Below are 20283 nucleotides of genomic sequence, written 5' to 3'. Positions count from 1 at the left end.
GGCTTAGGTCTAGCAGGATTTCCCATAGAGTGATCAAGATGTCGCCATCTTGACGGTTTCCCTTTAATGCTCTATCTATAGTGTTTCCAACTATAGGGCTAGATTACCACTTAGTCCACACTGCAATCCTTAATATGCTTCACATGGAACAGTCTAGGAGATTTCCTCGACAGTTAGGTACTCTCTTATCCTCTTTTGCAACATGGGTTTTAGCAAGCAATAGCCCCATTACCCTGGCCGGGGTAACAAGATTTGTTCTCACCTCTACCCACCTCACTCAAGGCAGGCTACTCTGCACATAGCTCGTTTACCACAATGCAGGTTTAATCCAGTGCCGTACCGTGGGTATCTCTCCCAAAGCACAAACATTGGTCTCCACGATTGTAGGGTCGATGTCGCATGCCTTTGCGGTCGCCCCACAACCTTACTCCCAGCACAAGCCCACAACTGGGCGTTACAGGCCAGCACAAGGAACTTCATCGATGTGCCCTTCAACGGATTTTTAGCCCCGTCCTCAAAAGTACTTACCTGACTAGAATACTGCACCACCTCATTAAATTAATTATAGCATAACTATAATTAATTGACATTACTTTTTTTATTAACAGATTTCTTAGCTTCCTTGAAACTTACTAACAGAATTCTTAGTGTCAATTAATTTGATATTTAGAATTCGTTGTCCTTTAGGAGAAATCGTTATCCAGTGACGTACCAGCTCTTAACTCCCGATTTGAAAAAGATGGGAGTATTAGAGCTGGTAGTCATCGGATAAAGTTAAATGTGCTTAGAATCATTTGTTTTAGTAGATTAGTATTCTCTCTCCAACAAAAACTTAGTTATATCTTCTAGTTCTTTTGTATCTCTTTCTATGCTATTTAAAAGCTCATAACATTCTTGAGTTAAATTGTTACAAAACTCTTTACACTTATTAATTCCATACATGGTAATAAAATTCGCTTTATCATTTTCTCCATCACTTTGAGTTTTACCTAGTAATTTCGAATCTCCTTCAACATCTAAAATATCATCTTTAATTTGGAATGCAAGACCTAGTTTTTCTCCAAAAGATTTAAGAGTTTCCAAATCTTTTTCTGGAGCCTCTCCCATTGTAGCCCCTGCAATAATAGAAGCTGATATTAGCTGACCTGTTTTATTCTTGTGCATCTCTAAAAGAATTTCTTCATTTATTTTTTGACCTTCACTTCTTATATCTATAATTTGACCCTTTATCATACCATCTATACCTGATGACTTTGAAATAATCGCTGCTGCTCTAATTTTTTTCAATTCCCCACTTAGACATTGTGAAAACATAACATTCATAGCCTCATTTAGTAAACTATCTCCAGCTAAGGTAGCCATAGCTTCTCCATAAACCTTATGATTTGTTGGTTTACCTCTTCTTAAATCATCATCATCCATACATGGAAGATCATCGTGTATTAATGAATAGGTGTGTATCATCTCCATAGACGCAGCAAAAGGAAGGATTTCATCTATAATATTATTATACATATTATAAGTACAAATCATAAGAATAGGTCTTATTCTTTTACCCCCAACCTTTAAGCTATATATTATAGGTTCTAACACGGAACTATCACCAACATCTTTAGTTTTAAAATAGTTTTCCATCCAACTTTCTATTTTTTCCTTATAGATATTAATATTCATATTTAATCCCTCACAAAATACAATTAATCTTCCTGATGAAAATCTTCTTCACCTTTATCTGTCAATATCTTTATTTTTCCTTCTGCTTCTTGAAGAGTCTTATATAAATCACTATAAAGCTTCATTCCCTCTTCATATTTACAAATAGCCTCATCTAAAGTAACTTCTCTATTTTCCATTTCAAGCAATATTTCCTCTAACTTGAGGACCTTACTCTCATAAGTTTCTTTTTTCTTAGCCATGTTATTCCTCCACCTGTTCTATTTTAAATAGTCCATGACCATCTTTCATAGTAATCCCTACAACTTCATACTTTTTCAATTTTTCTAAAGATTCTATAGGCTGATTCTCTGGACTTTTTATAATGCTATACCCCTTCTCTAATATGTTTAATGGGTTATTTCCAATTAATCTATGGCTTATAACCTTTAATCTATTTCTTTCCTCTTGAAGCCTTAACTCCATAGTAAACACTAATTTACTTTTTAGATTATCTAACTTATCATATTGATTTACCACATAATTCTCAGGGCTATATAACAATAATTTATTAAGCATATTATTAAGAATATTAAATTTATCATTAATATTTTTAATAATAGCATATTTTATTTCTTCTCTTAATCCATTTAATTTTTCCTTGAACCCCTCTAAGCTGTATACTGCAATTTCAGCAGCATGGGAAGGAGTGGCTGCCCTTAAATCAGCTGTAAAGTCAGCTATTGTAAAATCTGTTTCGTGTCCTACTCCTGTAATAATAGGAATTTTAGAGGCTTTAATAGCCCTAGCTACCTCTTCCTCGTTAAAGGCCCATAACTCTTCGATTGAGCCACCACCTCTAGCTAAAAGTATCACATCTACATCCTCAATATTATTAAGAGCTTTTATACCAGCAGCTATATCTCTACTGGCATTGATCCCTTGAACTAAGGATGGATATATTAAAATATCAATGTTTGGGTTTCGTCTAGTTGCTACTTTAATTATATCCCTTACTGCTGCACCAGTAGGTGACGTAATTACTCCTATTCTTCTTGGCATGGATGGAATTGCCTTTTTTAAATTATTATCAAAAAGTCCTTCTTTCTCTAACTTTTCTTTTAATAAATTAAATGCAATAAAGAGTTGTCCTTCCCCTTCTACCTCCATAGTGTTACAGTAAAGTTGGTAGGTTCCTTCTTTCTCATAGATAGATATATTCCCAGATACTACTACATTCATTCCATCCTTAGGTATAAATGTTAAATTCATGGCTCTTGTCTTGAACATTACACATTTAAGCTTTGTAAAACTATCCTTTAATGAAAAGTATATATGACCACTGCTATGGATTTTTACATTAGATAATTCTCCTTTGATATTAGAATTTTTAAGGATAAAATCATTATCTATTACTTTCTTTATATAGCTATTTACTGCTGTCACTGTTAAAATTTTACTGTACATTTTTTAACCATGCCTCACAGGTATTCTTCATAAGCATAGTTGTTGTCATAGCGCCTACTCCACCAGGTACTGGAGTTACCAAACTAGCCACTTCTATTACTTCTTCAAAGTTTACATCGCCTTTGACCTTACCTTCCACCATAGTAGTTCCTACATCTATAACTATGGCACCCTCTTTAACAAAATCTTTAGTTACAAAGCCTGGTTTTCCTATGGCAGAAACTAAAATATCTGCTTTTTTACAAACACTTTCTATATCTATAGTTTTTGAATGACATATAGTAATAGTAGCATTTTCTTTAAGAAGTAAAAAAGCTGCTGGCTTTCCAACTATGTTGCTTCGTCCAATTATTACTGCTTCTTTTCCCTTTATATCTACTTGAGATTTAATAAGTTCAAGAACACTCCTAGCTGTACATGGCATGAAAGATTTTTTATCCTTATACATCTTTCCTAGATTAAAATCTGTAAGTCCATCTACATCCTTTTCTACATCAACAGCATCTAAAACTCTTTCTTCATTTAATGCTTTTGGAAGAGGTAATTGAATTATTATTCCATCAACAGAATTATCTTGATTTAACTCTTTAATTTCATCAATAAGCTTATCTTCAGAAATATTTTCTGAAAACATTTTTGTTTCATACAATATTCCAAGCTCCTCACTTACCTTTTTTTGTCCTCGAGTATATGAAATAGATCCTCCATCTTCACCAACAATTATTGATACTAGCCTTGGAGGTCTTTTCCCTTTTATCACTCTGCTTGCAATTAATTCTTTAATTTCGCTTTTATGTTGAACTGCCAAGTCTTTTCCACTTAATTTTGTTCCCATAAATACACCTACTTTTTAATTAAATTATTTAACACCCCATTTATAAATGATGGTGCATTATCATCTCCATACCTCTTTGCAAGTTCTATAGCTTCATTAATAGTAACTTTGTTTGGAATATCTTCATCAAATAAGATTTCATAAGTTGCCATTTTCAGAATAGCTAAGTTCATCTTTGGTAATCTTTCTAATTTCCATTTTACTAGATACTTAGAAATAGTTTCATTAATTTGAGCTTCATTTTCAGATACTCCCTTTAATACTCTTATTACATATTCAAAGTCTATATCCTCTATTTTTTCCTCTGTATTTTCACGAAAATTTTCAATAATATCTACATAACTCTCCTTGTTAATTGATATTTCAAATATTAACCTAGTTGCTATCTCTCTACTTTTTCTTCTATTCATATATATACCTCCATAAAATATCTCTTGTTTGTTATTTTTCCTAATAAGTTTTTTGTAACTTTTTATAAATGAATTATCTATATAAATCCACTGAAACGGGAGTTTCTTATGTATAAGCTCCTTATATCATCTTATTAATATTATGTTTTTAAAATTGAAATTAAACTCCACATCATGACATGGATAAGTTAATTTTACACATGGAAACACCCTCTTCACTAGAGGGTGTTTAAAATTACTCTATTTCCTCTTCTTTGTTCATCTTAGGAAATATAATATTCTGCACGTTAATATTAACTAATGATACATTTAAACCTGTCATAGTTTCAACAGTGTTCTTAACATTTTTCTGCACCTTTAAGCACATATCCGGTATCTTTATACCATACTCCACGGACATATGTAAATCTATTACTGCAGAATCGTTATCCATAGTTACTTTAACGCCCTTTGATATATTCTTTTTACCAGTGAGCTTTTTACTTATATCTTCTACTAATCCAGCACTCATACCTGCAACACCTTCTATTTCGGATGCTGCAAGACTAGCTATTACACCAATAACTTCGTCAGATATTCTTACTATACCAACTTCTTCCTCTGTAGGAACTTCATTTAATATATTTTCTTCCATAATTCACTACCCCCTTACCAGTGTGATTAATAATATTCATATTATATCAGATAACAATTTCTTTTACAAATTTTATAATAGAAATACTCATTATTTTTATATTACCCACTTTTATAAATATTACCCTATAAACATATTAAAAACAGCAGATTTTTACTCTACTGTTTTTAAAACAAAATATGTTTAGTTATTCAGCTACTTTTATTTCTATATCTTTTATATCAGCTTTACTCATAACTACATCTTTAATTTGTCTAACTTGTTGGTCTGAAAGCTCTCCTTCATGTTTAACTACCACTGTAGCCTTTTCCTTATCTAAAGTACAAAGGGCTTCTTCAAATCCTTGAGCTTTAAGTGCTAATTCAATTTTAACTTCTTTATCAGATTGAAGTGCTAAATTCTTATATTCATCCGCAGCCTCTGCCTTTTGATCTTGTGGAGTATTTTCATCATCTAATAAAGCCTTTAAAGTTTGAAGAGTTTTAGTGGCATTGTTATCACGTTGTAATCTTGCTTCTGTAAAATAATTTGCATTAGTTGATGCACTAATTGTAGTTCCATCATTTCCCTTTGTATCACTCACATAAAGTGGTCCATTTACTTGAGTCGCTAAATAACCTGCAAATAAAATTAATACTACTAGTGAAGAAATAATTATAGTTTGTTTTTTATTCATTATAGTTCCCCCCGAATTTTTTATTTATATCACATTTATATGCTACTTTTTCATAGGATATACCTGTACTTTATCATCTGAAAGACCAAATAATTTAATTACAGCTTGACGTATCCTTAATTCTGTCACTGAATCCCCAGCTCCTTCAGCTACTACACAAATACCTGTAATGGTAGGATTATAAGTTTTTGTTATAAAGGGTTGTTGTTGATTTTCCTTATTTTCCATAACTACTGTACTCCCACCATTTTCTTGTGTTATCTCCCTTTGTCCCCCACCATTGTCCTTTTCACTAGTAACACTAGTTGAAGTTTCTTCATTAAATACTGGTACCTGTTCTTGTCCACTTTCGAAATAAATCATAGAATGGACTTTACCTACACCTTCTATTTTCTCTAATAAACTAATTAATTCTTCTTGCATCTTCTCCTTATAAGCCTTATCTACAGCTGAAGATGTAGTATCTGTATTCTTTTGTATTTCATCACCACCTATTGCCACTACATTAGCAGTTCCACTGTCACTTCCCTTTGGACTATTGTCCTTTGTAAACATACTTCCTACTATTAATAATAGAACTCCAACTAAAAATACTATGGCTAAATTTGTTAATAGATTAGAATTTATCACCTTTGGCTTTTTACCACTTTCTCCTATAGTATTTTTAGAATCTTTATCTTGCTGTTTGCTCTCACCTCCTTTTCCCTTAAAAATATCTTCAAATATTTTTTTAAGATTATTTGACACTTTTATCCCCCCAAACTTCTATATAAAATTTATGTTTAATTATTATTAAGTTTGTATACATATATATTTTCCTCATCTATATCGTAAGTAGAGCTAATAAAATTTCTAACCTCCATTGATTTTTTATCTGTTGAAGAATCTTGATTGTCTACTTGAACTGACTCATCACCGATTTGTACCTTTTTTACCCTTTCCACTGAACCATCATTAATTCCTATCTCAATTCTTTCAATAAGAAAAATGCTATTTTCATTGTCATAAGCTGCATCTACCTTGGCACTATACCGATCTCCCTTAAAATTTTTCTCTAAATCAGCTACACATTGTTTTTCTAAATTGCTTTTAAACCTTTCTAATGTACTATTTATATTAGCCTGTCTATATTCTTCATAATTTCTCTCACCTTTATCATTGAATACTAAGTCTGCAGATTCTTCAATTATTTTGTTCACTTGTAGCTCCTCATTAAATATTTTTAAAATAGGACTTAATATAACTACAAAAACAATTAACCCAAGAACAAAATTACAATACTTTTTTAATGAATTATCTGGTAATATCATTTGTACTGCTGTAGAAAAAAATATTGCCACACATATGGTTATTATCCACTTTCCTAAGGCTTCTATCATTCCATCACCTACTTTTAACAAAAATTAATCTAATATCTACATTAGAATAAATCCTTTACCTGTAGCAGCTATTATAGCAATCATTATAAAAAACATTACACTGACACATATAATGCAAGAACCAAGTAGCATCAAAGATCCTCCTGCAGCATCTATAATATTAGTTACTTTATTATCACTTACTGGTTGTAATAATGCAGAAGTTAGTTTATACATGAATCCCATAACAAAAATCTTTATTATAGGAAGTAAAATTATAGATATAAGAATTACTACACCTAATAGACTAACTGAGTTTTTCAAAAGTAAGGTGTAGCTGGCTACTGTTGCAAAGGCATCAGACAAAGTTTTACCTACTACAGGTATAAAACTGTCCATGGCAAATTTAGCTGTTTTTGTGGTCACCACATCAAAACTATTTCCTACAATTCCCCTAATTGTTATAATACCAACGAAAATTGTTAGAAAAATACCTTGAACCCATAGAGCAAACTTTTTAAGTAAACTAGTCAAATTCTTAACGTTATATTCATTAGATATGTTATTTACAAAGTCTAGGACAAAACTCATACAAATTATAGGTATGATTATAGAAGAATAAAGCTTAGTTCCTAAGGTGCATACACCCATAATAATGGGATCCATTACCACAGCTTGACTTACACTTCCTACACTTGCCAGTAACATTATAAGCACCGGCATTAGCGCTACCATAAAATCACTTATACTATTTATAACCTGTTGGGTTAATTCCACTCCTATATAAAATCCTCGAGCAATCAGTATAATCATCACAGAGAAGCAAGCAAAATATGCTACATTACACAACTTTTCATTGCTAAAGGCATTTTGAAGATTATTTAATAATGCACAAACTATAGCTATTATGATAAGTTGTCCTATTATTTTAAAAGATACTACTATTTCTTTAAATAAGTATCCCAAAGCCATCTTTAATATTTCTTTTCTTTCTAAGGAGCCTTGTCCATCTTTCATATAACTTTGTACAAATTCCTTAGGCGACATATCCTTTAGTAATTCAGTTCCAGTATCCAGATTACTTATATAATCATATAGTCCATTTATTTTGCTCATTTGCTCATCATCTATATTTACTTCATCATTACCATAAGCTTTTATAGGAATTAAAAATATGATCATAACTATTAAAACAAATATACTTTTCTTCATATTTACACCTACATTATCTTTAATATTGTTTGCATTACAGCCATTAGTATTGGTATTGCAAGAGTAAGAATTAATATTTTACCAGCAAATTCAACCTTTGATGCAATACTACTCTCACCAGCATCCCTGCAAATTTCACTACAAAAGGATGATAAATATGCAATACCTAAAATTTTAAATACTGTATCCAAGTACACTATGTCTATATTAGCTTTATTAGATAAGGTTTGAAGGAAATTTACTATTATAGTTAGCTTGCTAACTAAAAACATAAATACTATTATGCCTGCTATTAAGCTAATTAAAAGTGCAATATCTGGTCTTTCCCTTTTTACCATTATCACAATAAGAAGAGTTATTAGTGCAAAGGATACTATTTTGATAATATCCATAGTTTCCTCCTAAAAGTAAAATAAAGTTTGTATTGCATTGAATAGCTTTGAAACCAAACTAATCACTAATATTAGTATTATTACTATTCCTGCTAAATTACTAATAACTGCATATTCCTTTTTCCCTCCACTATCTAAAACCTTATCTAAAACTATCATTACAATTCCAACTATACCAATTTTCACTATTATACTTATATCTAACAAAATCCACACGCCTCCTTACATTAAAATAATTCCTATCATGGCACCGAAGGAAAACCCTAGGTATCTATACATCTTCACGTTTTTATCAATGTTATATTCGGCATTCTTAATTGCTTTTCCCAAATTTTCTAGAGTTAGTGCAAACATATCATTATGTCCTTCTATATCCATCTCACCTAGGCTTTTAGTAAAATCTAAAAATATGCCTAGATCATCTTTAGTTAAGGATAATTTGTCCACTCTTTTATCTAGACTATGAATAAAACAACTATTTACATCACATTCTTCGCTGCTAATAATTAATTCTGACGCTTCCTTAAAAATTCCAGCTATGGGTTCTTCACATTTTTCATAGACCTTATTAAGAGCCTCTGGAAGTAATGCATGGGTAAAATTTATTTCATTCTTTAATACATATACGCCTCGCTGAAATTCCTTTAACTCTCTAACTCTTTTTTTAAATTTTTCTCCATAGGAAAATCCTAAAATAGTAGATGAAACTACTATGAGAATAAAACCTATTACTTTTATCATTTATTACCACCCCCTTACTTTCTCACCTTTTGTAAAATCATATATATATTCTATGGTTGCAATGCCACACTTATTACTTAAAATTACAGCTCTTTGAAAAACTTTATTTTCTAAAATTTCTTTGAATACTGGTCTATTATAGAGATCCTTTTCACTAAATCCATGGATAGTCGTTATTACATTTACACCTGAATTTAATGCTGCCACAACACTCTCCATATCTTTATAGGTACCTATTTCGTCACATACTATAAGATGAGGAGCCATACTTCTAATGGCCATGATTATTCCTTGACTTTTCGGGCAGTTATCCAATATATCTGTCCTAATGCCTACATCCATTTGAGGAACCCCTCTATAACATGCTCCAATTTCACTTCTTTCATCAATAATAGCTACGTTTTTGCCACTTAACCCATATCTTGACAATCCATTAGATATCTCCCTTGATAAATCTCTTAATATAGTTGTTTTCCCACATTTAGGTGGAGATATTATTATAGTGTTTAATATAGAATTATCTTTAATAATAAAAGGTAAGATTCCATCACTACATCCCTTTACCTCTCTAGCAATACGTATATTAATTGAAGATATGTGTTTTATAGTCTTAAGAGAGTTTTCTTCTATAACACAGGTACCACAAATTCCAACTCTGTGACCACCTTGAATAGTTATATATCCTTGTTTGATTTCTTCCTCAAAGGCGTATATGGAGTAGCTACTTATCTTTTGAATAATTATCTTTATGTCCTCTAGTTTTGTATTATAACTTGTTCTTATCTCCTTATTATTGCTTATAAATATAAGAGGTTTGTTAACTTTTAATCTAATTTCTTGTAGTTTTCCACCATGGTCATAGTTTATAACTTCATTTCTAATAGAAGGAGATAGTATATCCAAAACATCTTTAGTAATCATGCAACTCACCCTTTCTTACTTAATTGTTATTACCTTTCATGTATAATTATTACTATAATATTTTTATTTTTTTATTTTTTGCAAAAAATAAGTGCTTCATATAACGAAATATAATATTTCATTATATGAAGCACTTATTAAAAACAGTATGTTTTCATATATCTCTGCAACCTATTAAATATGTATTCATAGATCAAATAAAAACTAGCCTTCAATTATGAAAGCTAGCTCAATATGGACTAAACTCTTTCCATATATTCTCCTGATCTAGTATCAACTCTAATTGTGTCTCCTTCATTTACAAATAGAGGAACTGGAACTATTGCCCCTGTTTCTACTGTAGCTGGTTTTAACACGTTAGTTGCAGTATTTCCTTTAACTGCTGGTTCAGTGTTTGTAATTAATAATTCAACGAAGTTTGGAGCTTCTACTGAGAAAGCTTCACCCTTGTAGAATTTAATTATTGCAAACATGTTTTCTTTTAAGAACTTTATAGCTTCTTCTACTTTATCGTAGTTTAAAGGAATTTGCTCGAAAGTTTCTTGATCCATGAAGTAGTATAACTCTCCATCAGAATAAAGATACTGCATTTCTTTTCTCTCTATTACTGCTTCTTGGAATTTAGCAGTTGGGTTAAAAGTTGTTTCTGTAACCGCTCCAGTTATAGCATTTTTTAATTTAGTTCTAACGAAGGCAGCACCCTTACCTGGTTTAACATGTAAAAATTCTACAACAGTGTAAACTTGTCCACCATCTTCAAAAGTTGTTCCTTTTCTTAAATCTCCAGCTGATATCATAATGTAACCTCCCAATATATAATAGCCTTTGTTAATAAAATTATTATAACCTATTTAAAGCACTTTAATACCTTATGTAGTTATTAATATGCATACTAAATTTTAGTAATAAATTAATTACCTAATTTAATAATTATAATTACTTACATTTACATTAACAATGATATTTTATCAAAACTATGTATTCTTTGCAAACAAATTATACCTTCATATTAAGAAACTTGCAATAAAAGTTTAAATATATTATTAAAAATACATATTATATCCATATATTCATATCTATTATATACATTTTGATAGATTTAAAACCCAGGAACAATAGCTCCTTTATAATTATCTTCGATGTATTTTCTTACTTCTTCAGAAGTGGCTGCCTTTGTTAAAGCTTTTATTTTATCCTTTTCTTTATCTTCAGTTCTAACAGCAATGATATTAGCATATGGACTATCTGTACCTTCAATTGCTAAAGCATCTTTCAAAGGGTTAAGTCCCCCCTCTAAAGCATAGTTAGTATTTATTACTGCTAATTCTACATCTTTTAGAACCCTTGGTAACTGTTCTGCATCTAGCTCTGTAATCTTAATGTTTTTCGGATTTGAAGTAATATCTTTTGCAGTTACTAGATCCCCATCTGAAATTTCAATTACTCCATTTTTAGCTAAAAGTTTTAAAGCTCTTGCTCCATTAGATGGATCATTAGGAATTGCTATTTCCGCACCATCTTTAATATCCCCCATATCATCTAATTTTTCTGAATATACTCCCATTGGTTCTAGGTGTACCTTTGTTGTATAAGAAAGATCATAAGATTTTTCCTTAACTGTAGCTTCTAAAAAAGGTACATGCTGAAAATAGTTTGCATCTATTTCACCTTCTTCAAGGGCAGTATTAGGTAGTACATAATCTGAAAACTCTACTACTTCTACTTTATATCCTTGATTCTCCAATAGTGGCTTTATAGCATTTTCCACTATAGCTTTATGAGGCTCTGGAGATACTCCTATAGCTATAACCTTATCTTCACCCTTAGCCTCTGAGCCTGCTTTTCCCTTAGAACCACAGCCTACTAAAGTCACCCCTAAAGTTAATGTTAACGTTAAACTTAATAATTTCTTTACTGATTTTTTCATGTATATATTCCTCCTTGATTAAAAATTTCTAAACTTAAATTTTGAATACTAGCTTAGTTTCTTATATATGTAGTTTCCTAAGCTTTGAATAAATTGAACAAATATAATTAAAACTACCACTGTAAATATCATAATTGGAGTATTAAATCTATTATATCCATAGGTTATAGCTGCTGCTCCAAGACCGCCTCCACCAATAGATCCAGCCATGGCAGAATAGCCTATAATGCTTATAATAGTTAAAGTAAGACCTGACGCAATAGATGGTAAGGCTTCTTTTATCATTATTTTAAATATTATTTGAGTCTTAGTAGCTCCTAAGGATTGAGCTGCTTCTATAACTCCTTTATCTACTTCCTTTAAAGAAGTTTCAATAATTCTTGCAACAAAAGGCGCTGTAGCTATAGTCAAAGGTACTATGGCCGCTGTAGTTCCTATGGATTTACCTACAATAACTCTAGTAACAGGAACTACTACCACCATCAATATTACGAAAGGTAAACTTCTTAAAGTATTTATAACCCCATCTAATATTTTATATATATATTTATTTTCCATTGGACCTTCTTTGGTTGTTAGTATTAAAGCTATGGCTAAAACCATACCAATAATTACTGCAAAGATCGTAGATATCACTACCATTATTAAAGTTTCTATTAGTGCACTACTAAGGATCCCTATAATTGCTTCTGCTGTCATAACTATAACACCTCCCATTGGAATTTATTTTTTTCTAAGTAACTAGTAACAACTTCCTTCCACTGTTCATCAACTCTTATGACTAATGATCCCAATACATTTTCTCTAAATCTTTCTAACTTGCCCCACACAATAGAAAAATTTACATTCAAATCTCTAGCCATGTTAGTTATAAATGAATTTTCACTTTTATTTGCTGGAAAATATATCTTAATGTTGACTCCATTATTAAATAAAATTTCTTCTTCTTCTCCTAAGAATTTTCTTAGGGTATATCCTGGTCTTAAGAATAGTTCATCTACATTTCCTTCAGCTTTAACTTCTCCCCCTTCTACAAGGACTATTCGCTGGCATATAGACTTTACTACTTCCATCTGATGGGTAACCATTACTATGGTAATCCCCATTTCTTTATTAATTTTAGATAACAGCTCTAAAATGTCCTTTGTAGTTTTAGGATCTAGTGCCGAGGTTGCTTCATCACAGAGTAATATTTTAGGTTCTAAAGCTAAAGCTCTTGCAATTGCTACTCTTTGCTTTTCTCCGCCACTTAATTCTTTAGGCATAGACTTTATCTTATGGGATAATCCAACAATTTTTAACAATTCTTCCACCTTTTTTTCTATATACTCTTTATCATATCCCCATAGTTGTAATGGTAATGCCACGTTATTATATACATTAGATCTTTTAAGTAAATTAAAATTTTGAAATATCATTCCAACATTTTTTCTAAACTCTCTAATTTCTCTTTCTGTCATAGAGGAAACTTCTTTCCCCATAACTTTCAAACTACCTTCATCATAACCTTCTAATCCATTTATACATCTTAACATGGTAGATTTTCCAGCTCCACTGTGACCTATAATTCCATATACTTGTCCCTCCTCTATGGTAAATGATACATTCTTTAGAACTTTTAAACTCTCAAAGCTCTTATTGATATGTGATACCTCTATCATTCTCTAGCACCGTCCTTTACTGTAGATATCCTATTTACTTTAAATCTAGATTTAATTATTTTGGGTAAAAATAAAAGCACTAGAGAATAAATCTCTAGTGCATAAAACTTCATGCATGCCAATTCATTCTCTTATCTTCCAGCTCAAAAAAGCTGCAGGATTTAGCACCATGATGCACATATAAAGATATATGATTCAATATATATACACAGGTTGCTGGGTTTCAAAGGGCCAGTCCCTCCACCGCTCGTGATAAGACAATATTTACTTTTACCTTGGCACTAATTATACATAACAATAAATAAATAGTCAACATAAAAATACCAAAATTTTTAGATTTTTTTGAATACAAGAATAAAGGTGCAAATATCTTCTTCCACCACCAAAGAGTTAATTTCTTTTATTTCATCCATCTTACCTAAATCACTAAGTAAATTTTTAAAAGTAGTAAAATCCCCCTTACACTTGATAGTTACTTCACCCCAAGAGTCATAAACAACAATGTTATTTAAAGAAATATCATTATAACTTCTTAATCTATTTAAAAATTCTCCAAGTTTAAACTCTTCCTTTTTATTTTCTTCTACAAGGTTACTTACAACTAAATTTCTATGATTTTTAGCATTGTTTAAATTTATTTGTGTTTTACCATAGGCTATTAAGAGTATTATAGTTGCTATAACTATAGTAATATTAATTAATTTATATTTTCTAGTATCCATCAATCTTTACCTTAGCTGTAAAATATAGCTCTTCCTTCTCTTGAAGAATAGATGAAACTTCAACTATTGAAAACTTTTCTTCTAAAATTTTAATACACATTGAATAATCTTCCTTATCTTTAACCTTTATATTAAATCCTATATTATTGTCATCTATATTCATAGAATTTATCTCAAGATCTTCCTTTGAAATTATTTCATAAATGTAGTTATATGCAAAGGTTGTAATACTTTTTCTGTTATTATTTAAATCTATGTATTTGTTATACTGCGCTTTATCTACAATATTTAATCTCTTATAATAATTCCCTAATATTCCCATGGAAATAATTATAAAAAATATAGAGAAATATATCAAAGTTCTTATTATATTTTTCTTATAGATGTACCTTAAACTCTCTATATACCATTGAGGATAATATCCTTCTTTCATTGTCTCCCTCCCTTTCACAAATTAAGAATTTACAGGAAAACTCCTTTTCATCTCATATAAATTAGCAACCTTAACCTTTTCCTTTTTCTCATCTGTAATGATGTAAATTCCCTTATTATTATGTTCTTCCCCACTAATCTCTCTCAAAAATGCTAAGATTTCTATATTTACATTTTCTTTACTTCCATTTATAACTCTATTTGCTCTTATAGCTCCATTTTCTACTTCAATGATATAAACATACTTATTTCTATATATTATTAAAGTGAATTCTCCATTTTTTATCTTTTTGTTGTATTTATTTGTATATAACTGTTGTATAGGTATTACAGAGTTTATATTTGCCCCTAAAAACAATTCTCGATTCATTAAAAGTGAATCCTTTACATTTATGCAGTATATGGCTACCTCTAATTTTCCTCTTTTATTCCTAATAATTTCATAGTTAAAGATTATATTTTCTATGTCATAAAAAATTTTTATTACCTGATTTTTAACAATTAAATCTAGTTTAATTTTATTTACTTTAGGCACAAAAACATTATGTACAAATATCTCTTCTCCTTCTAAAATTATGTCCAAATTAAGCTTTCTTAAATTTTCCTCAACTGCAACATCACTGTCTTTATAATTTTTCTTACTGCAATATGTACAGTAAAAATTCTTATGCTTTTTTAAATCTTTAATTTTTTCTTTTACAAACTTTATTTCTTCTTCACTTATTTCAATTGTACACCTTTTCTTCATAACTCTCCCTTCTACTGTACTAAATTCCCCTTAAGAATATATTTAATTTTACTACCATTAATATCCACAACGAACCTATAAACTCTATTTAACCCATTGATCTGAAAATACTTATTGCTTAAATCATAGGTTATATAACTATTATCATAGGTGATTAGTTTTTCACCAGCCTTCCTTTCAAAGTATTTCTCTGGAGTCTCTGCATTTATAGTTTCTATATTTTCTAGTACATAACTATTAAAACTAGCTATTAAGTGCTCCTTATAGCTATGGTCCTTATTTTCTTTCAAGTTGTATTCCACATAATTTTTAATATAAGAATTTCTATTAATAAAGGATTTCATAGAATAACATATAGTAAGGGAAATAATCATTCCTACAATTACCACATAAGTTAATATCCATCCCCTATGAATTTTTCTACACATGTTTAACCATATTTTATATTTTACCAATTGCTCTCTCTCCACTAATTCCTTTATCCGTAACTATTTTAATGAATAGAACCTTACCATTTTGCCTAACTTTAAATTCTCTCACATCATATAACAGAGGCTGATTGGTGTGGCCTACTCCATGTTTATTCTTGAAAAAAAACCTAAGTTCATTCCCATCTAAAGAAACATAACTTTCTCCTACAGATGTAGGTATAATTATATCCCCATCTTTAAAAAAACATCCTTCACCTCTATAATTAACATAATTGTCTATATACATAAGTGCTTCATAAATCCCTGTAATTTCACTAGAATAATACACTCGTTCCTTATAACTTTTCATCCAAATACTATAACTGCTAATAATAACTGTAATTATTAACGAGGAAATGCTTAAAGCCGCTATTAATTCTAATATAGTAACACCTTTAGCTTTTCTCATAATTACCCTTGTAAAATACATAATTTATTTCCTTTCCATCTTGAAACCTATATAAAACCTCTATTTTTATAATTTCTTTACCAGTTTCTTCAGTTCCTGTTAAAATTATAATTGGGTATTGTTTTACTTCATCCTTTATAATATATTTTATATTTATACTACCTATAGCTTCTTCTGATAAATCACTAGTATTTATGAATCTAATTTTTCCAACTATATCTTCTTTAATATCACCATAATCCATATTGCATAAAATAAGCTTTTTAACTGCATCTATCTGAAAAGTGGCCTTCATTTCCTTTTGCTCTTCTTCTTCACATCTTCCCATTACACTGTAAAAAGTAAGTGCTCCTATGAGAATAGTAGATATGATTAACATGCTAATTATAGTTTCTAACAGTGTAATTCCTTTATTTTTGCTTACTAACATAATCTGTTCCTACCTTTATGGTTATAACTTCTCTACGCCCCTCTGAATCATATATATTTATAGACCTTCCCATAGATGTATTTCCGTCAATATCTAATGGTATACTTATACTAGCATCATTAGATATATGTATCCTTAGTGAATCTGGTAATAGATAACTGTGTACTTTTGTAGTTCCATGGTATAGGTTTAATTCTCTACTTTGGATAACTAATCTAAAGAGTTTCCTATTATCATAATTATTTCTTGCATACATCTTACAGCTATTTATAAATTCAATTGTGCCATTAACCCCATGTTCCATTTCCATGGCTAACTTCTTTCCCTCATAGGAGTTTAAATGAGGATATATTATAAATGAACATATAGATAATATACCTAATACCACTATTAGTTCTATTAGAGTAAATCCATTTTTCTTCATAGCTTTCTACCTTAATACCTTCTAAAACTTTGTATTGTACATATTAAACAATGGAATCATAATTGCAATTATGATAGATCCTATAAATAGACCTACAAAGACTATCAGTAGCGGCTCTATTAAAGATGTGATCCTATCTAATTTCCCTTCAAGTTCTTCTTCGAAGACTTCATTACAACATTGCAGCACCTCTTCAATACTTCCATTAATTTCTCCTATATATATTGTTGATAGAAAATAATTTGAAAAAATATCACACAGCTTAAGGCCCTCATAAAGGCTATCACCCCTTTCTAACCCTTCTATACATCTATTTAACCGCTCCTTAATGTAAATGGCATTTTCACAATTTCTCAGTAAAATTAAAGAAGATTTTATATCAATACCACTACCTATCATCATTGAAAGAGCCATAGTAAATTTACAACAAAATCTATTTTTCTCTAAATTTTTTGTTAATAGATTTTTATATTTAAAGTTATAGGTTATCCCCTTCCCCTTTAGATAAATATATATAAATCTTATGCCAATAAAAATTCCTATGCCTATTGGTACTACAAGTATACCTAGACTATTTATAACTCTAGATAATCCTAAATAAAATCTACTTATATAAGGGAGTTTCATATTTTCTATATCCATAGAATTGAAAAATGCAGGTACTAACTTGTAAATGGCAACTAACCCCATAATTAATACAAATATAAATAATCCTATAGGATAAGTACTTACGCTAATAATTTTCTTTCGCCTTTTATATTCCTTCATATAGTACTTTTCCATGAAAGTTAGAATCTGCTGCAATCTACCACTTTCTTCTCCAAAATGAATTAATGTTATAAAAAATTCTGGAAATACACTTTTAAACTTCTCTAAGCTTTCTGAAAAAGATAAACCACTTTTTATATTGTTTATAACTTTATTTAAAATTTCACATAACCTTTTATCCCCTAAATGCTCTTCTAATAGTTTCAAAGCATTAACTAAAGGAATTCCCGCCTTTAAATTATTTTTTAAATTTCTGCAAAAAGTAGATAAATTCTTTTCTGAAATCCTTCTTTTAAACAAATATGTATTTTCTTTATGCAACTCTTTATATTTAATACAATATATTTCTTCCTCTTCTAATTTTTCCATTAAACTCAAATGATCTTCTACTATAGCTTTTCCTGATACAATTTTTCCCTTTACATTTATCCCCTTATACTTATACTCCATAATCCACTCCTAAGGCTTTTTCAATGTTATAAACCTGCATATTTCCATAATACTCTTCCACAGAAGTACTTCCCTCTACAACTAATTCCTTAAAATATTCATTCATAGTAATCATTCCATCTTCAATAGCTATGTTTCTTAGTATATCACTATCCCCACTATCCATAGACTCCTTTAATCTCTTTCCCATAATCATAATCTCATAGGCTACAGTTCTTCCTCTGTATCCAGTGCTATTACATTTAATACATCCAGTTCCTCTATAGCCTTCTTCAACCCTATCCATGGCTAAAAGCTTCTTTTCTTCCTTGGATAACTTATATTTCACCTTACACTTTTCACATATTAATCTTGTTAATCTTTGAGCAATTACAAGAACAAGAGAACTTTTAATTATATCTACATCTATCCCCATGTTAGTTAGTCTATTTATTGCACTGCTAGCATCGTTAGTATGCAAGGTAGTTAAAACTAAGTGACCTGTTAAAGATGCTCTTATAGCTACTTCAGCAGTTTCCTTATCTATAATTTCACCCACCATTATTACATCAGGATCCTGTCTTAACACTGCCTTTAATATATTTCCATAGGTAGCACTACCATCTCCTATAGAAACTTGATTAATTCCTTCAACTTCACACTCCACCGGCTTTTCTACAGTGACTATATTCCTAGTTTCTTCGTTCAACTCATTTATCATAGAATATAAAGTAGTAGTTTTACCACTTCCTGTAGGACCTGTAATAATAATTAAACCTTGTTTAAACTTTAATATGTTTTTTAAGATTCGATAATCTTTAGATGTAAACCCCAGCTTATTTATATTTAACAAAGGTGCATTTCTTTGTAATATTCTTATTACAAATTTTTCTCCATGAACAGTAGGCATTGTAGATATTCTTAAATCATAAATATGTTCCTTTACTTTAAGATTTATCTCTCCATCTTCTGGCGTGTATTTATTAGTAATATCCATATTTGCCATAACCTTTATTCTTGTGGCTATAACCTCATAAAGATTTTTAGGTAAAGTACTAAAAATATTTAAAACTCCATCTATTCTATATCTTACAGTAATTGTATCCTTCCATGACTCTATATGTATATCACTTGCACCTTTTTCAATACCTTCTCTAAAAATCGAATCCACTAAAGAAATAATGGGTCCTTTTACTTCTTTATCACGCTCCTTTTTAGGATACTCTTCACCTTTAAGTCCCTTAACTATTTGCTTTCTATAAATTTCTTCATAATATTTATCTAAATAAATCTTAAATTGATCTATAGTACATAAGTTAAATATAATTTTTTTCTTTAAAATAAATCTTAATCTATTAATTTCTTCATTGGAATGCTCCGTAAAGGTAGCTAAATAAATCTCATTATTTTTTATGTCATAAGGTAAAATGCTATACTCTTCACACACTTCCTTGGAAAGCATAGACATAGCCTTCGTATTTATTGCTATTGAATCTAAATCTATTTTGTTGATCACCAGTTTATCTCCTTAAACATATTTAAAATATAGATTTCTTTTATTACA

At 30.0% G+C, this 20283-nt stretch carries 27 protein-coding genes and 1 riboswitch; all 27 genes read right to left on the bottom strand.

Going from position 1 to position 20283, the window contains the following annotated elements; translation table 11 throughout:
- Nucleotides 1-807 precede the first annotated feature (807 nt).
- The 27 genes from IO99_RS01630 to IO99_RS01500 all read right to left on the bottom strand — a co-directional run bounded on the left by IO99_RS01630 (nucleotide 808) and on the right by IO99_RS01500 (nucleotide 20235).
- Nucleotides 808-1674, bottom strand: coding sequence for a polyprenyl synthetase family protein (locus tag IO99_RS01630; RefSeq protein WP_035129372.1), 867 nt, complete (start codon nucleotides 1672-1674; stop codon nucleotides 808-810).
- A 23-nt stretch (nucleotides 1675-1697) separates the two neighbouring features.
- Nucleotides 1698-1916: an exodeoxyribonuclease VII small subunit gene (gene xseB / locus IO99_RS01625; RefSeq protein ID WP_035129370.1), complete on the bottom strand. Its 219-nt coding sequence runs from the start codon at nucleotides 1914-1916 to the stop codon at nucleotides 1698-1700.
- 1 nt (nucleotide 1917) lies between these two features.
- Complete coding sequence (gene xseA / locus IO99_RS01620; RefSeq protein ID WP_035129368.1) at nucleotides 1918-3120, bottom strand: exodeoxyribonuclease VII large subunit; 1203 nt, start codon at nucleotides 3118-3120, stop codon at nucleotides 1918-1920.
- Nucleotides 3110-3955 (bottom strand): bifunctional 5,10-methylenetetrahydrofolate dehydrogenase/5,10-methenyltetrahydrofolate cyclohydrolase, encoded by an 846-nt coding sequence (locus IO99_RS01615; protein WP_035129366.1) that lies wholly within the window; start codon nucleotides 3953-3955, stop codon nucleotides 3110-3112. Before IO99_RS01615 ends, xseA begins: the two co-directional genes overlap by 11 nt.
- Nucleotides 3956-3963: 8 nt before the next feature.
- Nucleotides 3964-4365 (bottom strand): transcription antitermination factor NusB, encoded by a 402-nt coding sequence (gene nusB / locus IO99_RS01610; RefSeq protein WP_035129365.1) that lies wholly within the window; start codon nucleotides 4363-4365, stop codon nucleotides 3964-3966.
- A gap of 235 nt (nucleotides 4366-4600) precedes the next feature.
- Nucleotides 4601-4999 (bottom strand): Asp23/Gls24 family envelope stress response protein, encoded by a 399-nt coding sequence (locus IO99_RS01605; RefSeq protein WP_035129363.1) that lies wholly within the window; start codon nucleotides 4997-4999, stop codon nucleotides 4601-4603.
- Between the two features lie 187 nt (nucleotides 5000-5186).
- Nucleotides 5187-5675, bottom strand: coding sequence for a SpoIIIAH-like family protein (locus IO99_RS01600; RefSeq protein WP_035129361.1), 489 nt, complete (start codon nucleotides 5673-5675; stop codon nucleotides 5187-5189).
- Nucleotides 5676-5717: 42 nt separating this feature from the next.
- Nucleotides 5718-6422 carry a stage III sporulation protein AG gene (gene spoIIIAG / locus IO99_RS01595; protein ID WP_051823823.1) on the bottom strand — a complete coding sequence of 235 codons (705 nt, stop codon included), beginning with the start codon at nucleotides 6420-6422 and terminating at the stop codon, nucleotides 5718-5720.
- A 35-nt stretch (nucleotides 6423-6457) separates the two neighbouring features.
- Complete coding sequence (gene spoIIIAF / locus IO99_RS01590; protein ID WP_035129360.1) at nucleotides 6458-7054, bottom strand: stage III sporulation protein AF; 597 nt, start codon at nucleotides 7052-7054, stop codon at nucleotides 6458-6460.
- Between the two features lie 36 nt (nucleotides 7055-7090).
- Nucleotides 7091-8245 (bottom strand): stage III sporulation protein AE, encoded by a 1155-nt coding sequence (gene spoIIIAE, locus IO99_RS01585; RefSeq protein ID WP_035129358.1) that lies wholly within the window; start codon nucleotides 8243-8245, stop codon nucleotides 7091-7093.
- 8 nt (nucleotides 8246-8253) lie between these two features.
- A complete protein-coding gene (spoIIIAD, locus tag IO99_RS01580) occupies nucleotides 8254-8637 on the bottom strand; it encodes a stage III sporulation protein AD (RefSeq protein ID WP_035129356.1) in 384 nt (127 codons plus the stop codon).
- A gap of 9 nt (nucleotides 8638-8646) precedes the next feature.
- Nucleotides 8647-8844, bottom strand: a complete 198-nt coding sequence (gene spoIIIAC / locus IO99_RS01575; protein WP_035129354.1) for a stage III sporulation protein AC — start codon at nucleotides 8842-8844, stop codon at nucleotides 8647-8649.
- Nucleotides 8845-8859: 15 nt separating this feature from the next.
- Nucleotides 8860-9378, bottom strand: coding sequence for a stage III sporulation protein SpoIIIAB (gene spoIIIAB, locus IO99_RS01570; RefSeq protein ID WP_035129352.1), 519 nt, complete (start codon nucleotides 9376-9378; stop codon nucleotides 8860-8862).
- Between the two features lie 3 nt (nucleotides 9379-9381).
- On the bottom strand, nucleotides 9382-10299 hold the full coding sequence (gene spoIIIAA / locus IO99_RS01565) for a stage III sporulation protein AA (protein WP_035129350.1): 918 nt from the start codon (nucleotides 10297-10299) through the stop codon (nucleotides 9382-9384).
- Nucleotides 10300-10538: 239 nt separating this feature from the next.
- On the bottom strand, nucleotides 10539-11096 hold the full coding sequence (gene efp, locus IO99_RS01560) for an elongation factor P (RefSeq protein ID WP_035129348.1): 558 nt from the start codon (nucleotides 11094-11096) through the stop codon (nucleotides 10539-10541).
- Between the two features lie 302 nt (nucleotides 11097-11398).
- The gene (locus IO99_RS01555; RefSeq protein ID WP_035129346.1) at nucleotides 11399-12226 is read right to left on the bottom strand and encodes a MetQ/NlpA family ABC transporter substrate-binding protein; all 828 of its coding nucleotides are present in this window, start codon (nucleotides 12224-12226) and stop codon (nucleotides 11399-11401) included.
- Nucleotides 12227-12274: 48 nt separating this feature from the next.
- Nucleotides 12275-12925: a methionine ABC transporter permease gene (locus tag IO99_RS01550; RefSeq protein ID WP_035129344.1), complete on the bottom strand. Its 651-nt coding sequence runs from the start codon at nucleotides 12923-12925 to the stop codon at nucleotides 12275-12277.
- A gap of 2 nt (nucleotides 12926-12927) precedes the next feature.
- Complete coding sequence (locus IO99_RS01545) at nucleotides 12928-13887, bottom strand: methionine ABC transporter ATP-binding protein (protein WP_035129342.1); 960 nt, start codon at nucleotides 13885-13887, stop codon at nucleotides 12928-12930.
- Nucleotides 13888-14015: 128 nt separating this feature from the next.
- A riboswitch (SAM riboswitch) is annotated at nucleotides 14016-14146 on the bottom strand.
- A gap of 73 nt (nucleotides 14147-14219) precedes the next feature.
- The gene (locus IO99_RS01540; protein WP_035129332.1) at nucleotides 14220-14609 is read right to left on the bottom strand and encodes a hypothetical protein; all 390 of its coding nucleotides are present in this window, start codon (nucleotides 14607-14609) and stop codon (nucleotides 14220-14222) included.
- A complete protein-coding gene (locus IO99_RS01535) occupies nucleotides 14599-15042 on the bottom strand; it encodes a hypothetical protein (protein ID WP_035129331.1) in 444 nt (147 codons plus the stop codon). Before IO99_RS01535 ends, IO99_RS01540 begins: the two co-directional genes overlap by 11 nt.
- A gap of 21 nt (nucleotides 15043-15063) precedes the next feature.
- Entirely contained in the window at nucleotides 15064-15789 is a 726-nt protein-coding gene (locus IO99_RS01530) for a hypothetical protein (protein WP_035129330.1), read from the bottom strand.
- An 11-nt stretch (nucleotides 15790-15800) separates the two neighbouring features.
- Entirely contained in the window at nucleotides 15801-16244 is a 444-nt protein-coding gene (locus tag IO99_RS01525; RefSeq protein ID WP_035129329.1) for a hypothetical protein, read from the bottom strand.
- Nucleotides 16231-16689 (bottom strand): hypothetical protein, encoded by a 459-nt coding sequence (locus tag IO99_RS01520; RefSeq protein ID WP_035129327.1) that lies wholly within the window; start codon nucleotides 16687-16689, stop codon nucleotides 16231-16233. The genes IO99_RS01525 and IO99_RS01520 overlap by 14 nt, the downstream gene beginning before the upstream one ends.
- Nucleotides 16655-17098 (bottom strand): type IV pilus modification PilV family protein, encoded by a 444-nt coding sequence (locus IO99_RS01515; protein ID WP_035129326.1) that lies wholly within the window; start codon nucleotides 17096-17098, stop codon nucleotides 16655-16657. The genes IO99_RS01520 and IO99_RS01515 overlap by 35 nt, the downstream gene beginning before the upstream one ends.
- A complete protein-coding gene (locus tag IO99_RS01510; protein WP_035129324.1) occupies nucleotides 17079-17522 on the bottom strand; it encodes a type II secretion system protein in 444 nt (147 codons plus the stop codon). The genes IO99_RS01515 and IO99_RS01510 overlap by 20 nt, the downstream gene beginning before the upstream one ends.
- Before the next feature lie 21 nt (nucleotides 17523-17543).
- Entirely contained in the window at nucleotides 17544-18740 is a 1197-nt protein-coding gene (locus IO99_RS01505; RefSeq protein ID WP_035129322.1) for a type II secretion system F family protein, read from the bottom strand.
- On the bottom strand, nucleotides 18730-20235 hold the full coding sequence (locus IO99_RS01500; protein ID WP_051823820.1) for a GspE/PulE family protein: 1506 nt from the start codon (nucleotides 20233-20235) through the stop codon (nucleotides 18730-18732). The genes IO99_RS01505 and IO99_RS01500 overlap by 11 nt, the downstream gene beginning before the upstream one ends.
- Between the last annotated feature and the right edge of the window lie 48 nt (nucleotides 20236-20283).

Source organism: Clostridium sulfidigenes (assembly GCF_000732635.1).
GTDB lineage: Bacteria > Bacillota > Clostridia > Clostridiales > Clostridiaceae > Clostridium_J > Clostridium_J sulfidigenes.
The sequence above is the reverse complement of the archived record's forward strand: the minus strand, read 5'-3'. Positions and strand labels throughout refer to the sequence as shown.

What these genes read in the sequence shown, in the direction of transcription:
- IO99_RS01630 (WP_035129372.1), bottom strand. Translation starts at nt 1,674, where the DNA reads ATGAATATTAATATCTATAAGGAAAAAATAGAAAGTTGGATGGAAAAC.
- xseB (WP_035129370.1), bottom strand. Translation starts at nt 1,916, where the DNA reads ATGGCTAAGAAAAAAGAAACTTATGAGAGTAAGGTCCTCAAGTTAGAG.
- xseA (WP_035129368.1), bottom strand. Translation starts at nt 3,120, where the DNA reads ATGTACAGTAAAATTTTAACAGTGACAGCAGTAAATAGCTATATAAAG.
- IO99_RS01615 (WP_035129366.1), bottom strand. Translation starts at nt 3,955, where the DNA reads ATGGGAACAAAATTAAGTGGAAAAGACTTGGCAGTTCAACATAAAAGC.
- nusB (WP_035129365.1), bottom strand. Translation starts at nt 4,365, where the DNA reads ATGAATAGAAGAAAAAGTAGAGAGATAGCAACTAGGTTAATATTTGAA.
- IO99_RS01605 (WP_035129363.1), bottom strand. Translation starts at nt 4,999, where the DNA reads ATGGAAGAAAATATATTAAATGAAGTTCCTACAGAGGAAGAAGTTGGT.
- IO99_RS01600 (WP_035129361.1), bottom strand. Translation starts at nt 5,675, where the DNA reads ATGAATAAAAAACAAACTATAATTATTTCTTCACTAGTAGTATTAATT.
- spoIIIAF (WP_035129360.1), bottom strand. Translation starts at nt 7,054, where the DNA reads ATGATAGAAGCCTTAGGAAAGTGGATAATAACCATATGTGTGGCAATA.
- spoIIIAE (WP_035129358.1), bottom strand. Translation starts at nt 8,245, where the DNA reads ATGAAGAAAAGTATATTTGTTTTAATAGTTATGATCATATTTTTAATT.
- spoIIIAD (WP_035129356.1), bottom strand. Translation starts at nt 8,637, where the DNA reads ATGGATATTATCAAAATAGTATCCTTTGCACTAATAACTCTTCTTATT.
- spoIIIAB (WP_035129352.1), bottom strand. Translation starts at nt 9,378, where the DNA reads ATGATAAAAGTAATAGGTTTTATTCTCATAGTAGTTTCATCTACTATT.
- spoIIIAA (WP_035129350.1), bottom strand. Translation starts at nt 10,299, where the DNA reads ATGATTACTAAAGATGTTTTGGATATACTATCTCCTTCTATTAGAAAT.
- efp (WP_035129348.1), bottom strand. Translation starts at nt 11,096, where the DNA reads ATGATATCAGCTGGAGATTTAAGAAAAGGAACAACTTTTGAAGATGGT.
- IO99_RS01555 (WP_035129346.1), bottom strand. Translation starts at nt 12,226, where the DNA reads ATGAAAAAATCAGTAAAGAAATTATTAAGTTTAACGTTAACATTAACT.
- IO99_RS01550 (WP_035129344.1), bottom strand. Translation starts at nt 12,925, where the DNA reads ATGACAGCAGAAGCAATTATAGGGATCCTTAGTAGTGCACTAATAGAA.
- IO99_RS01545 (WP_035129342.1), bottom strand. Translation starts at nt 13,887, where the DNA reads ATGATAGAGGTATCACATATCAATAAGAGCTTTGAGAGTTTAAAAGTT.
- IO99_RS01540 (WP_035129332.1), bottom strand. Translation starts at nt 14,609, where the DNA reads ATGGATACTAGAAAATATAAATTAATTAATATTACTATAGTTATAGCA.
- IO99_RS01535 (WP_035129331.1), bottom strand. Translation starts at nt 15,042, where the DNA reads ATGAAAGAAGGATATTATCCTCAATGGTATATAGAGAGTTTAAGGTAC.
- IO99_RS01530 (WP_035129330.1), bottom strand. Translation starts at nt 15,789, where the DNA reads ATGAAGAAAAGGTGTACAATTGAAATAAGTGAAGAAGAAATAAAGTTT.
- IO99_RS01520 (WP_035129327.1), bottom strand. Translation starts at nt 16,689, where the DNA reads ATGTATTTTACAAGGGTAATTATGAGAAAAGCTAAAGGTGTTACTATA.
- IO99_RS01515 (WP_035129326.1), bottom strand. Translation starts at nt 17,098, where the DNA reads ATGTTAGTAAGCAAAAATAAAGGAATTACACTGTTAGAAACTATAATT.
- IO99_RS01510 (WP_035129324.1), bottom strand. Translation starts at nt 17,522, where the DNA reads ATGAAGAAAAATGGATTTACTCTAATAGAACTAATAGTGGTATTAGGT.
- IO99_RS01505 (WP_035129322.1), bottom strand. Translation starts at nt 18,740, where the DNA reads ATGGAGTATAAGTATAAGGGGATAAATGTAAAGGGAAAAATTGTATCA.